At 70.0% G+C, this 13,183-nt stretch carries 7 protein-coding genes; 1 reads left to right on the top strand and 6 read right to left on the bottom strand.

The window, feature by feature from the left end; genetic code table 11:
- Positions 1 to 181: 181 nt before the first annotated feature.
- Positions 182 to 2,449, top strand: coding sequence for a DPP IV N-terminal domain-containing protein (locus ACJ7VY_RS15950; protein WP_409476831.1), 2,268 nt, complete (start codon positions 182 to 184; stop codon positions 2,447 to 2,449).
- A 520-nt stretch (positions 2,450 to 2,969) separates the two neighbouring features.
- Here ACJ7VY_RS15950 and ACJ7VY_RS15945 read toward each other — a convergent pair.
- From ACJ7VY_RS15945 to ACJ7VY_RS15920, 6 genes are all read right to left on the bottom strand, one after another.
- Positions 2,970 to 5,753 carry a TonB-dependent receptor domain-containing protein gene (locus tag ACJ7VY_RS15945; RefSeq protein WP_409476040.1) on the bottom strand — a complete coding sequence of 928 codons (2,784 nt, stop codon included), beginning with the start codon at positions 5,751 to 5,753 and terminating at the stop codon, positions 2,970 to 2,972.
- 263 nt (positions 5,754 to 6,016) lie between these two features.
- Positions 6,017 to 6,853, bottom strand: coding sequence for an acid phosphatase (locus ACJ7VY_RS15940; RefSeq protein ID WP_409476039.1), 837 nt, complete (start codon positions 6,851 to 6,853; stop codon positions 6,017 to 6,019).
- Positions 6,854 to 6,860: 7 nt separating this feature from the next.
- The gene (locus ACJ7VY_RS15935) at positions 6,861 to 7,817 is read right to left on the bottom strand and encodes a transaldolase (protein ID WP_409476038.1); all 957 of its coding nucleotides are present in this window, start codon (positions 7,815 to 7,817) and stop codon (positions 6,861 to 6,863) included.
- Between the two features lie 13 nt (positions 7,818 to 7,830).
- Positions 7,831 to 9,024, bottom strand: a complete 1,194-nt coding sequence (locus tag ACJ7VY_RS15930; protein ID WP_409476037.1) for a CaiB/BaiF CoA transferase family protein — start codon at positions 9,022 to 9,024, stop codon at positions 7,831 to 7,833.
- Positions 9,025 to 9,138: 114 nt separating this feature from the next.
- On the bottom strand, positions 9,139 to 10,992 hold the full coding sequence (locus tag ACJ7VY_RS15925; RefSeq protein ID WP_409476036.1) for a glycoside hydrolase family 127 protein: 1,854 nt from the start codon (positions 10,990 to 10,992) through the stop codon (positions 9,139 to 9,141).
- Complete coding sequence (locus ACJ7VY_RS15920) at positions 10,989 to 13,178, bottom strand: formylglycine-generating enzyme family protein (protein ID WP_409476035.1); 2,190 nt, start codon at positions 13,176 to 13,178, stop codon at positions 10,989 to 10,991. Before ACJ7VY_RS15920 ends, ACJ7VY_RS15925 begins: the two co-directional genes overlap by 4 nt.
- Between the last annotated feature and the right edge of the window lie 5 nt (positions 13,179 to 13,183).

Here is a 13,183-nt window from a genome sequence, read left to right as displayed (position 1 = left end):
GTGGGAGCGCCGCTTCCCCAATGCGAATCGCGGGGGGTGCGCGCCGCGGGGCGCGTAGCGGGGCAGGGCGCCTTCCCCCGACAAGGACAGCGCAGCACACCAAGGGAAACGACGCATGCTTCATTTCGCAGATCTTCGCCGCCACGCCTTCGCCTGCCTGCTGGCACTGTCCTGCGCCGCCATGCCGCCCTCGGCGCAGGCCTCTCCGCCCGACGCGCCGGATGAGGCCGCCTACCGGCGTTCGCTGCAGCTGCGCGAGCAGTGGATGTACCTGACCACCGGCCTGGCCGGCCCGGCCACCTGGATCGACGGCGAGCGCTACCGCTACCGGCGCACCACGCCGGACGGTTTTGAATTCGTGGTGCGCCGGCTGGGGCAGGCGCAGGCACAGGCCGCGTTCGATCAGGCACGGCTGGCCACCGCGCTGGCGCCGCTGCTCGGCCGCGCGGTGGACGGCCGGCGCCTGCCGTTCGCCGACTACGAGATGGACAAGGACGGCCAGGCGCTGCGCGCCTGGATGGACGACGGCTGGGTGCGCTGCGAACTGGGCGGCGAATACCGCTGCGCGCGCTGGAGCGAACCGGGCCCGGCGCCGCGGCCGCGCGCCTGGGGCGTGGTACGCGATCTTTCGATGGCGGCCGACGCTACGCCGCGGCGCTCGCCCGACGGGCGCATGGAGGCCTTCGTGCGCGACGGCAGCGTGCTGCTGCGCACGCTGGCCGATGGCAGCAGCAAGGTGCTGGCGCGCGACGGCGCCGACAACGATTTCTACGACCCGGAGAGCATCACCTGGTCGCCCGACTCCAGCCGCTTCATGGTGCTGCGGGTAAGGCCCGGCGACGCGCGCCGGGTGACGCGGGTGGAAACCGCGCCGCGCCACCAGGTGCAGCCGCGCGTGCGCACCCAGCTGTACCCCAAGCCAGGCGATGCGGTGGACAGCGACCGCCCGGTGATCTTCGAGGTCGCCAGCGGCCGCCGCATCGATGTGCCGACCACGGTGTTTCCCAACCCCTACGAGATCAGCGCGCCGCAGTTCCGCGCCGATGGCCGCACGCTGGCGTTCCGCTACACCGAGCGCGGCTTCCAGCGCGTGCGCCTGATCGAGGTGGACGCGCATACCGGCGCCGCGCGCAGCGTGGTGGAAGAACGCAGCGACACTTTCGTCAACAGCTGGTGGCACCGTGCCGATTTCCACGACGTGGGTGGGCGCGGCGAGCGCATCGTGTGGATGTCCGAGCGCGACGGCTGGAACCACCTGTACATGATCGACGGCCGCAGCGGCCGCCTGCGCCAGCTCACCCGCGGCCCGTGGGTGGTGCGGCAGATCGTCAAGGTGGACGAGCAGCGCGGCCAGATCTGGTTCGCCGGCAACGGCCGCGAGCCGGGCGACCCCTACCTGCAGCACTTCTACCGCGTCGACTTCGACGGCGGCAACCTGCGCCACATGACCCCGGGCGATGGCTGGCACGAACTGAGCCTGTCGCCGGACATGAACCACTACGTCGATACGTACTCGCGGCTGGACCGGCCCAACGTCACCGAGTTGCGTGATGCGCATGACGGGCGCCTGCTGGACACGCTCGAACGCGGCGACGCCGGCGCGCTGTTCGCCGCCGGCTACAGACCGCCGGAAACCTTCAGCGCGCCGGGACGCGACGGGCGGACGCCGATCTGGGGACTGGTCGTGCGGCCCACGCACTACGACCCGTCGCGCCGCTATCCGGTGATCGAGAGCATCTACGCCGGCCCGCACGATTCGCACGTGCAGAAGAAGTTCTGGCCGTTCGACAACCAGTCCAGCAACGAGCGCCTGATCGGCGCGCAGGCGCTGGCCGACCTGGGCTTCATCGTCGTGCAGATCGACGGCATGGGCACGATGAACCGCTCCAAGGCCTTCCACGACGTGGCCTGGAAGAACCTGGGCGACGCCGGTTTCGCCGACCGCATCGCCTGGCACCGGGCACTGGCCGCGCGCGACCCGTCCTACGACATCAGCGGCGGCGTGGGCATCTACGGCGCTTCGGCCGGCGGCCAGAACGCGCTCAACGCGCTGGAGTTCCACCCGGACTTCTACACCGTGGCGGTGGCCTACAACGGCTGCTATGACAACCGCATGGACAAGCTGAGCTGGAACGAGCAGTGGATGGGCTGGCCGGTGGACGACAGCTACGCGCGCGCCTCGGGCGTGGACAACGCGCACCGGCTGCGCGGCCAGCTGCTGCTGATCGTCGGCGAGCAGGACGAGAACGTCGACCCGGCCTCGACCTACCAGGTGGCCGATGCGCTGATCCGTGCCGGCAAGGACTTCGACCTGCTCACCGTGCCCGGCACCGGCCACGGCGTGGGCCGCTCGCAGGAGCCCATCGACTACATCCAGCGCCGCAAGTTCGACTTCTTCGTGCGCCACCTGCTGAAGCGGCCGACGCCGGACTGGAACGCCCGCGACTGAATACGATTCCGCTTTCCCGCGGTGGCACTCGCCACCACCGGCACGCGCCCGCAATCCCTTTCCCTGCGCGGGAGGGGCGCGCGCATTGGCGCATCGGCGCATTGGTGCGTTGACCGCGCGGCGCGCGCTGGAGCCGCGACGGCGTGGCGCTGAACCACCTGCGGCGCCGGCAGGACGTGGACCACCTGTCGGCCATGCGCAGCCGCAATGCGGCCATGGCGGCGCCGGCGGCGGGCCGTTCCCGCGGCGGCTGTGCCACGAGCAGGGCCGCAACGCGATGCGCGGCGACAGCATCGGGCTGCAGGTGCGCTGCGGCGCGCGGGGCGCACGCATGCCGATGTCCGGCGGGAACGACGGCCCGGCGTGGACCTGACCAGCGACGCGCGCTGGCGCCGGCCGGCACCGCGCAGCCCGATGATCTGCACCGACGGCCGCGCCGTGGCCCTGCATGAACGGCAACGGCCACCGTGACCTTGCCGTGTCACGGTGGCCGTGGTGCCGGGCATGCCCGGATGGCAGTTCAGAGCCGGTATTCGATGGTCATGAAGTACTCGGTGCCGGCCGGGTTGTACTTGCTGATGTCCGCGTACGGCCACCATTTCTCCGACGCATGGCGCCAGGGCTTCTTGTCCAGCACGTTGACCACGGCCAGGTTGAGGGAGAGCGCTTCGGTGGCGCGGTAGCCCAGCGACAGGTTCAACGTGGTCCATGGCTTGAAGCGCTCATACGCGTCGGCCCAGCGTACCGGCGAGGAACCGAGCCGGTTGATGTGCACGTAGCTGGACACGCGCCCGTAGTCCCAGCCCACGGTCATGTTGGAGCGGGTACGGAATTCGTTGTTCCACTGTCGGTCGCGGATGTTCTCGACTGCGTCCTCGGGCAGGTAGCGGCTGAGCGTCCTGAGGATGTGGGTATAGCCGATGCGCGCCGAGAAGCGGCCCCAGCGCTCGGTCGGCAGGCTCGAATTCCAGGTCATGTCCACGCCGTCCTGGCGGTACATGCCGGTGTTGAACGGGCTGGTGATGACCGACTGCACGCCGTCGCCGCGGCCACCGCGCTGCACGCGCGCCAGCATGGTCTGGCATTTGGGCGAGCCGGGATCCACGTCGCGGCCCTGGATGTCGTAGCCCAGCGTGCATTCGGCGGCATAGCGCAGCACGGCGTCGGCACCGATAACCCCGACCTGGTCGTTCAGTTCGACGCTGTACCAGTCCAGGCTGAAGGAATGGTTGCTGCCAAGCTGGGCGACCAGCCCGATGGTGTCGCTGGAGCCCTTCTCCTCGCGCAGCGCCGGGTCGCCTTCGGAGTACTGGCGGATCGACCCGGTGCCGTACTTCTCGCCGCAGCCCTGCCAGCTCGCGCCGCGCGCCAGGCCCTCGCCCTTCACGCAGCTCAGGTAATCCACGCCGCTGGTATAGGACGAACTGCGCTCGGCGAACATCACGTGCATGTCCGGGGCGCGGAACGAGGTGGCGCGGGAGGCGCGCAGCAGTAGCCAGTCCGACGGCCGCCAGCTCAGGCCCGCCTGCCAGGTGAAGGCGCCGCCGACGTCGGACGCATCGTCGTAGTAGTCGTAGCGCGCGGCCAGCTTGGCGTCCCACTGGCCGAAACCGGAGCCGGCGGCCAGCAGCGGCACCGAGAACTCGGTGCCCAATGCGTAGTGGTTGCGCTTGCCCTGGCCGCGGATGCCGCTCCAGCCGTAGATCTCGCCATCGACGGTGGGCTGGTCGGTGATGAAACGGTAGGTGTCGCGATTGGCCTCGGCCACGGCGGCGAACGCCAGCGGCCCGGCCGGCAGTTCGAACAGCGCGCCGGACAGGTCGGCGGTGAACGCCTGCGAGGTGGAGCGGCCATCGCCGACCGAGGTGTACATCGCGTCGCGGAACTGTTCCGGGGTGAGCGTGCCGAAGAAGTCCAGCGCGCCGTTGGGCAGCAGGTTGCCGTCGAGCCGGTCCTTGCCGACCCGTACCCAGCGGCTGCCGGCCCAGGGGAACGACCAGTCGCGGCCCTGCTGCCCGAACAGCAGCGAAAGCATGGCCTGGTCATTGAAGCGGTCCACGCTGTCGCGGTAACGGTAGCGGCCATAGTTGTAGTTGAGGCTGTAGTCCAGCGAACCCACGGTGCCGCGGATGCCGGCGATCAGCACGTCGTTGTCTTCCTTGAACGACTGGTTGCTGCCGCTGAACTCGGAGTTGCGGAAGGTGCGGTAGACGTGCCGCCACGCCGTCGCGTCGGGCACCGGCGCCTGCATGTCCTCGACCACTTCGTAGTCCACCGCGAAGCCATAGCGGTACAAACCGGCGTCGGCGCGCGAGCGGGTCGACAGCGCGGTGGCATACAGCTCGTGGTCGCCGAGGCGGTGGCTGAGGTTGAGGAAGCCGAACAGGCGCCTGCGGCCGTTGCGCACGGTGTAGCTGTCGAAATCGTTGTCGCCGCAGTATTTCTCGCTGCCGTCGCCGGCCCAGCCAGGACGCACCGCCTCGTAGCCCAGCGCGCCGCAGCGGTTGCCGATGTCCAGCAGGTCCCAGCCGGTGTCGCGGTCCCAGAACGACATCACCTGGGTCGGCTCACGGTACGCGGGGTCGGGCGAGCGCTCGGGCGAGGCGAACCAGCTGCGCTGGTTGCCGCGGATCGGCCAGCGCTTGTCCCATTCCAGCCCGGCGCTGACGCGGGTGTCGCCGAACTCGAAGCCGGTGGTGAGCGTGGCGCGCTCGGAGCGGCCACCGCCGTGCACGGTGTCGCCATGCCGCCAGGACACGGTGGTGCCTTCGATCCGGTCCTTGAGGATGACGTTGACCACGCCGGCCACCGCGTCCGACCCGTAGATGGCCGACGCGCCGCTGGTCAGGATCTCGACCCGGTCCACCGCCGAGGTCGGGATCATCGCCAGGTTGGTGACGTTGCCGCTCACGCCCCCCGACGGCTTGGGCAGCACCGGGATGCGGCGGCCGTTGAGCAGCACCAGCGTGTAGCCTGGCCCGAAGCCGCGCAGGTTCAGCGCCTGCGCGTTGGCGTTGAAATTGTTGGTGCTTTCCTCGCCGACGAAGATGCCGGTGTTCATCGACAGGTTCGACAGCGCGTCGTAGACGTTGGCGAATCCCTGGTGCTCGAGATCCTGCGCGGTGACGACCAGCACCGGGTCGATGCCCTCGATCTCGGTGCGCTTGATGCGCGAACCCGTGACTTCCACCTTGTCCAGCGACGTGGTGGTGCTGCCGGTTGCTTCCTGCGCGACCGCCAGCGATGGCAGCAACGCCGCGGTGACGGCACAGGCGATGCTGCTGCGTTTCAGTGAAATCCTCATATCCCCTCCCCGAAATGTGTCGGCCGCGCATGCGTTGCATGCCACGGCAGAAAAAGACGCAATGGCGCCTCTGCCATGGTCTTGAGTGCGGCGTGCCCGCCGATAGCACGAAACACGGAGCCCTGATGCGGAACTCCGCACAACGATTGCGGGCATCGGCGCGGGGGGGGGGGGGCGACAAAAAAAACGACCGTGCCATGGCGGCACGGTCGTGGCGATACCGGAGGGAGGGAGAGAGCGACCGGTAACGTAACCTGCAGTGATCAGTAAGCCGCGGCTGGCAGCGGCTGCGCCAGTGCCGCCGCGGTGGCCTCGCATCCGGCCACTGGCGCGGTGCCGCGCCGGCGCGCCATGGCCAGTTCCACGCGCGCCGCGTCCATGTCGCGGCGGAACCGCGGGTCGGCGTGCAGGCGTGCGACCACCGCCGATCCCATGAACCGCCCCGAGAGTACGTCGCTGTGCCAGTGCACGTTGCACACCAGCCGGCTTTCGCCATAGCTGCGGCCACGGGCGAGGATGGCGTCGCTGCGGTCCGGCGCCAGCTCGGCCAGGATCAGCGCCCAGGCCCAGCCGATGGACGTGTGGCCCGACGGATACGAGCCATTCTCCGCCAGCCCGGCCTCCTTGTCCGGCGTGCAGGTAGGCTCGCCGTTGACCATGAACGGCCGCGTGCGGTTGTAGCGGTGCTTGGCGGCGTCGCTGACCACCGCCGCGTCGGTGCGGGTACGGCGCAGCAGGCCGTACAGGCGCGGCGTGCCGGCTTGGTCGATGCGGGTGCCGATGGCGCAGGCGGAGATCGACGCGGCCTCGGGGAACTGCAGGTTGGCGTCGGCGATGGCCTGCTGCCAGCGTGGCGTGCCGCGCAGGGTATGGGCCTGGTTGACCTGCTCGTCCAGCGCGAACGCAGCCGAGCCCGGCGCGGGTGGCGGCGGCAGCAGGGCGATGCTGTCCGGCAGCTGCTCCGTCTCCAGATAGCCACGGGCGACGCCCGGACGGATCTCGGGCACCGCTGGGCGCGCGGCGGGCGTGGCGCAGGCGCTCGCCAGCAGGCACAGGCCGGTGGCGATCAGGAGCGGAAACGGATTGCGCAGCGTGCGCATGCCGGCCTCAGCCCAACCGCGCGGCGATGCGCTCGCGCAGCGCCTGCAGGTCCTTGGCGAAAGCATCGATACCGGTGGCCAGCTTCTCGGTGGCCATCGGGTCGGCGGCCATGTCGGCGTCGAACTTCGCCTGGTCGATCGGCGCGACGTCCACCGCCTCGGCGGCGCCCGGCACCAGCCTGCGCGGCAGCTCGCCCAGGTCGGCGTCGAGCTTTTCCAGCAGGTCCGGCGAGATGGTCAGGCGGTCGCAGCCGGCCAGCGCCTCGATCTGCGCGGTCGAGCGGAACGAGGCGCCCATCACCACCGTCGGCGAACCGCGGCGCTTGAACTCGGCGTACACCCCGCGCACGAACCGCACGCCCGGGTCCTGGTCGATGCTGGCTGGCGCCTGGCCATTAGCCACGTACCAGTCCAGGATGCGGCCCACGAACGGCGAGATCAGGAACGCGCCGGCTTCCGAACAGGCCAGCGCCTGGGTCGGGTTGAAGATCAGCGTCAGGTTGCAGTCGATGCCCTCGGCCTGCAGCACGCGGGTGGCTTCCACCCCGGCCCAGGTGGCGGCGATCTTGATCAGCACCTTGTCGCGCGGCACGCCGGCCGCTGCGTACATGGCGATGAACCGGCGCGCCTTGGCGATGGTCGCGTCGGTGTCGTGGGCCTGGTCGGCATCGACCTCGGTGGAAACGCGGCCCGGCACCAGCGCGGCCAGCATCGCGCCCACGCCGATGGTCAGGCGGTCGACCACCGCCTTGGCGACCTCGGCGCGGTCGCCGGGCTGGGCGCGGCCCCATTCCAGTTCGCGCTCGATCAGCCCGGCATACACCGGCAGGTCCAGCGCCTTGCGCACCAGCGTCGGGTTGGTGGTGCAGTCGACCGGGCGCAGGCGCTTGATGGCGTCGTAGTCGCCGGTATCGGCGACCACGACGGACAGTTCACGCAGCTGGGCGAGCTTGGATCGGGTCATGGCAGGTTCCTGGTCAGGGCGTGGCGTCGTCGTCGGCGACACGCGCGAGCACCGCGGCGGTGTCCTGGTCGAACACCGGCGCGGCGAACGGCTGCGGGCCGGGGGTGCGGCCGAACACGATGGGGCGGGTGATGCCGCGGTAGCTGCCCAGCACCGGGTGCGGCAGCGTGGTGATCATCCCGCCGGCCTGCACCTGCGGGTGCTCGAACATGTCCTCGACCTTGCGCGCGGCCGCGCACGGCACGTCCTCGCCGAACAGCGCTTCCCATTCCAGCGCGCCGCGTGCGGCCAGCGCCGCATGCAGCCGCGCCAGCAGTTCGTCCGAGTGCGCGGCGCGCTTGCGCACGGTGTCGTAGCGCGGGTCCGTGGCCAGTTCCGGCAGCCCGGTCTTCTCGCACAGCGCCTGCCAGAAGTGCGGCGTGTTGGCCGAGATGTAGAGCCAGCCGTCGGCGGTGGGATGGATGCCGGTGACGCCCCCCGAGCGCATGTCGCGACCCACCGCCTCCGGTTCGCCTTCGGCCCAGATCATCCGCGCCGACTGCATGGTCAATGCGCTGCGCAGCAGCGACACGCCCACGTACTGGCCTTCGCCGCTGCGTTCACGCTCGTACAGCGCGGAGGACACGCCCGCGGCCACCAGCGCGGCGGCGTAGTAGTCCACCACCGAGCCGTAGAGGATCTCCGGGGCACCGCCGGGCTTGCCCTGCATGGCGCACATGCCGGTCATGGTCTGCAGCACCTGGTCGTAGCCGGCCTTGTCGCGCAGCGGCCCGGTCTCGCCGTAGCCGGTGACCGCGCAGTACACCAGACGCCGGTTGAGCCGCTGCAGGCTGTCGAAGTCGATGCCCAGCCGCGCCGGCACGTCCGGGCGGAAGTTGTGCACCAGCACGTCGGCCTCGCGCACCAGGCGCATCAGCACCGCGCGCTGGTCGGGCTGCTTCAGGTCCAGCACCACGCCGCGCTTGGAGCGGTTGACGCCCAGGAAGGCGCGGCTTTCCGCTTCCAGCGTGGACGGGTACTTGCGCAGGTTGTCGCCGGTTGGCGGCTCCACCTTGATCACTTCCGCGCCCTGGTCGGCCAGCAGCGTGCAGCCGTAGGGGCCGGCGATGTACGCGCTGAGATCGAGCACGCGCACGCCACTGAGCGGGCCGCTGGCGCCGTCGCGACGGGCGATGTCGAAGGGAGAGGGGCTGGGGCTTCCTGTCATGGGGTGCGCTCGATTCCTTGATTGCAGTTTCCTCCGCGTGGCCGGGAAGAAACATATCGTGCGGGTATTTTCAGCGAGGACTTAAAGCGGTGAATGGCCGCGTGGCCGGCGCCTTCACGGCGCCAGCGACAGCCAGGTCAGCCGCCAGGCGCCGTGCTCGCGCCCGCCGCAGCGGTAGTAGGGCTCGAACACCAGCGGCGCGCGGCAGTCCAGCCGCATCGTCACCGGCGCGCCTTCGCCCTGGTCGTCTCCGACCTGCAGCCAATTCGCCTGATCGCCGGCCGGCAGCTTCACCGTCTCGTCGGTCTTGTAGCCGTCGATCAGCCCGGTGGCGTACACCAGTGGACCGTAGGTCAGGCCGATGTACTCCCAGCGCAGCACTTCCTGCGCCACCGGCGAGCCATCCGGCGCGCGCGATTCCTGCACGTTGACGTTGGCCGCGCGCTGCAGCTGCGGCCGCAGTGGCAGCACCACGCTGACCATGTCACCGGCCTGCCATTGCCGCCGCAGCTGCACGAAGCCGTCCGCACCCGCCTGCACCGGCACCTCGACGCCGTTGACCTGGATGCGTGCGTCCTCGGCCCAGCCGGGGATGCGCAGGCCGATGCCGAAGCTGGCGCTGTTTTCCGGTGTCACCCGCAGCGTGATCCGGCCATCGAACGGATAGCGCGTGTGCTGCTGCAGCGTCACCGCGCCGGCCTCCGGGTGCTGCAGGGTCGCCTGCCCGGCGCCGTACAGGTTGACCCGCAGGCTGCCGTCGGCGCTGGTGCCGTAGGCGACCTGCGGCAGTTCCTCCACCGCCATCGCGCCGGAGGACTTGCAGCAGCGCCAGTAGGTGGTGTGTACCCGCTTGCCGTTGGGGAAGGTGTAGTAGCACCAGTCCTCGCCATCGGGTGCCATCGCCGCCAGCAGGTCGTTGTAGGCGGTGCGTTCCAGTTCGTCGGCGTAACGCGCGTGGCCGGTGATCGCGAGCAGTTCGCGGTTCAGCTGCATCCATGCCAGCACCGAGCAGGTTTCCACGTAGGCCTGCGGGAAGAACGTGCGCGGCGCGTTGAACACTTCACGCGACCGGTGCGCCACGCCGCCCCACGGGCCGCCGCCCAGGGTGAGGTGATGGGCGCGGATGTTGTGCCACAGCGTATCGACCGCGACGCGGTACTCGTCCTTGCCGGTGGCCTTGTACAGCTTGGCCAGCCCGACCAGGTTCCAGCACAGCTGGTAGGCCTTGCCGGTGGCGATGAAGGCCGCGTCCTCGCCGGCCAGCGCCTTGTCCAGCAGCGCCAGGCGTGGGTTGGCGTTGGCCTGCTGCAGGATCTTCTCGGCCAGCGCCAGATAGCGGGGTTCACCGGTGGCCAGGTACAGGTCGGCGGCCGGGTCCAGCAGCACCGTGGCGGACATGCCGTGGTGGTTGCCCAGCGTGGTGATGTCGATGCCCGATTCCAGCGCCTGCCAGCACAGGTCGGCGATGCGCCGCGCGGCCTGCAGGTAGCGGTCGTCGCGCAACGCGCGCCAGGTCTCCAGGAACCCCAGGATCAGGTAGCTGTGGGTCCAGATGTCCCAGGTGCGCAGCGCCGGCTCGCCGTTCCAGCTTTCCGGCCGCGGCGGCTGCGGCACGGTGAAGCGGCGGTCGGCGGCGTAATTGCCGAGGTAGCCGTCATCGTCCTGCTGGCTGACCAGCCAGTCGGCCACGCGGCGCAGGTTGGCCTGCAGCTGTGGCTGCCCGCCCTGCGCCACCGCGCGGGCGGTGGCGGACAGCCATTTGCCGGCATGCTCGCCGTACCAGTCGCCTTCCTGGTTCTGCTGCTTGTGCGCCTGGCCGAAGATGCGGATCGACGGGCTGTCCTCATCGACGATGAAGTGGCTCAGCCGGCCGCCGCGATTGGCCGCCAGCATCTGCCCGAACAGGCCGTCGAGCCGCACCGCCGCGGGCGCGGCCAGCTGCTGGCCGCTGCTGATCGCCGCGCTCATGCCGCGTCCACCACGCAGCGGAAGCCGAGCATGCCGCTGCGGTCCTTGGCCGGCGCCATCAGCAGGTACTTGCCGTGCTGGTCCAGCCGGTAGGCCTGCGGGAAGTACCAGTGCGAGGTCTGCGGCTGATAGCTGGAACCGCCGCGCAGGATCGCCGCGCGGGTGTGCTCGTCGACGAACTCGTCGGTCCACTGCCACACGTTGCCGACCAGGTCCTCCACGCCGAACGGGCTGGCGCCGTCCGGGTGCGCGTCGACGTCGTCCGGCGGCAGGATGCGGCGGCCGCGGTTCACCCGCGGCACCCGGGCCGGGTCCCAGTCGTTGCCCCACGGATACCGCCGGCCATCGCTGCCCTGTGCGGCGTACTGCCATTCCCATTCGTGCGGCAGGCGCTTGCCGGCCCACGCGGCGTAGGCGCGCGCGTCCTCCAGCGATACCCAGGTCACCGGCTTGTTGCCCCAGCCGGGGCGCGGCGCGCCGTCCACCCAGTGGGCGAGGAAATTGATGTCGTCGGCCGGGTGGTAGCCGGTGGCGTCGATGAACGCCTTGAACTGCGCGTTGGTCACCGGATGGCGGTCGATGTGGAACGCGTCCATCCGCATGCGCCGGCGGTGGTGGCGACGCGGGCAGTCCTCCCACGGGAACTGCACGTCCTGGCCGGCCCAGTTGAAGCCCTCGATCTCGACCCCGCCGACGGCGAACACGAACTCGCCGGCCGGAATGGTGACCATGCCCGCCGGCGCGCTGGCCTGCGGCGGCGTCGGCGCGATCGCGCGCAGCTGCTGCGGGGCCGCCTTCCAGGCGCCGGAGTAGCTGTTGAGCGGCTGTGCCGCGCGCCGCGCGGTCTCGGCCAGGAACGCGTCCAAGCCATCCAGCACCACGCCCGGGCCGACGCTCAGCACCGCGCCGAAGCCCCGTGCTTCCATCGGCAGTTCGATCACCGCCACGCCGTCACGGATCGACGGCGACAGCTCCACGCCGTGCCACACGTCGTAGTAGCGCGTGCCGTCCACGTGCGGCAGGCCGATCTGCTCGCCGTTGACCGCGTATTCGTTGCGGTTGATGAAGGTATGCAGGCACAGGCCCTCTACCGGGAACTGGCTGGCGAAGATGCCGCCTTGGTAGCAGACCTGGTACGGCTCCCAGTCCTGCGACACCACCAGTTGCGGGAACTGGCGGTAGATCGCGGCGATGCGGCGCAGCGTTTCGCCGTCACGCGCGGTGAACTGGTTCCAGATGCCCCAGATGTTCTCCCAGGCGTTGTAGCCGATGCCGTTGAAGAAGCAGTACTGCAGGTCGTGGTTGCGGTTGCGGCCCCAGCGGTTCTCGTAGTTGACCATGTGCCGCGGCTCCAGCCACTTCCACTTGGACACCGGCGGCACCGGGCCATCAGGCGCCTTCTTGCCCCAGCTCTGCACGTTCCAGATCAGCTGTTCCTCCGAGCTGATGGTCGACTCGGGCTGCACCACCACCGGGTTGCCGTTGGCATCGCAGGCGTCGAAGAACGCGCGCGGCACGCCGTTGAAGGTGTCGCCGTTGATGCCGTCGGCGCCAGTGGCCTGGATGATCTGCGCCATCCCGTCCCAGTGCGTCACGCCCGGGTCGCGGGTGCCGTGGTCCCACGGCTTGGCCGGCAGGAACACGCGCACGCCGCGCTTCTGGAACGCCTGCACCGCGGCCTTCAAGCCTTCCAGGCCGCCGGGCAGGGTGTGCGCCAGGTCGAACTGGTTGCGGTCGTCGATGCCGATGTTCGGGTAGACGTACCAGATCAGCACCGAATCGATCCCGCCGAAGCGCGCGACCAGGTCGTCCAGGTACCTGTCCACGGTGTACTGCGCGGTGTCCACGTCGAAGAAATAGCGGTCCTCGACCATCATCTGCGCGTGCACGAAGTTGCGCTGCGCCCACTGCAGCTCCGGGCGCCGGTAGTTCACGTCGGTGTAGCCGATCCGCACCAGGTGCTCGCGGCGCCAGTCCTTCAGTTCGGTCAGCCAGTCACCGGCGCTGGCGTTGGCGTCGATCATCCAGCTGCCGATGTCGGCGAACGGCCAGGCTGGCGCCTTGCCCGGGGTGGGCAGGTAGCGGCCGGTGGTGACGTGGGAGAACTTGTACTCGGTGGTGATCGCCTCACGCCCGTGGTCGGCGGCTTCGTTGTCGTAATCGGGCGTGGTGTACGGCGTGGTCATGGCAT

This window comes from Stenotrophomonas sp. Y-13, from assembly GCF_046267925.1.
GTDB lineage: Bacteria > Pseudomonadota > Gammaproteobacteria > Xanthomonadales > Xanthomonadaceae > Stenotrophomonas > Stenotrophomonas acidaminiphila_A.
The sequence above is the reverse complement of the archived record's forward strand: the minus strand, read 5'-3'. Positions and strand labels throughout refer to the sequence as shown.

What these genes read in the sequence shown, in the direction of transcription:
- ACJ7VY_RS15950 (WP_409476831.1), top strand. Translation starts at nt 182, where the DNA reads ATGCCGCCCTCGGCGCAGGCCTCTCCGCCCGACGCGCCGGATGAGGCC.
- ACJ7VY_RS15945 (WP_409476040.1), bottom strand. Translation starts at nt 5,753, where the DNA reads ATGAGGATTTCACTGAAACGCAGCAGCATCGCCTGTGCCGTCACCGCG.
- ACJ7VY_RS15940 (WP_409476039.1), bottom strand. Translation starts at nt 6,853, where the DNA reads ATGCGCACGCTGCGCAATCCGTTTCCGCTCCTGATCGCCACCGGCCTG.
- ACJ7VY_RS15935 (WP_409476038.1), bottom strand. Translation starts at nt 7,817, where the DNA reads ATGACCCGATCCAAGCTCGCCCAGCTGCGTGAACTGTCCGTCGTGGTC.
- ACJ7VY_RS15930 (WP_409476037.1), bottom strand. Translation starts at nt 9,024, where the DNA reads ATGACAGGAAGCCCCAGCCCCTCTCCCTTCGACATCGCCCGTCGCGAC.
- ACJ7VY_RS15925 (WP_409476036.1), bottom strand. Translation starts at nt 10,992, where the DNA reads ATGAGCGCGGCGATCAGCAGCGGCCAGCAGCTGGCCGCGCCCGCGGCG.
- ACJ7VY_RS15920 (WP_409476035.1), bottom strand. Translation starts at nt 13,178, where the DNA reads ATGACCACGCCGTACACCACGCCCGATTACGACAACGAAGCCGCCGAC.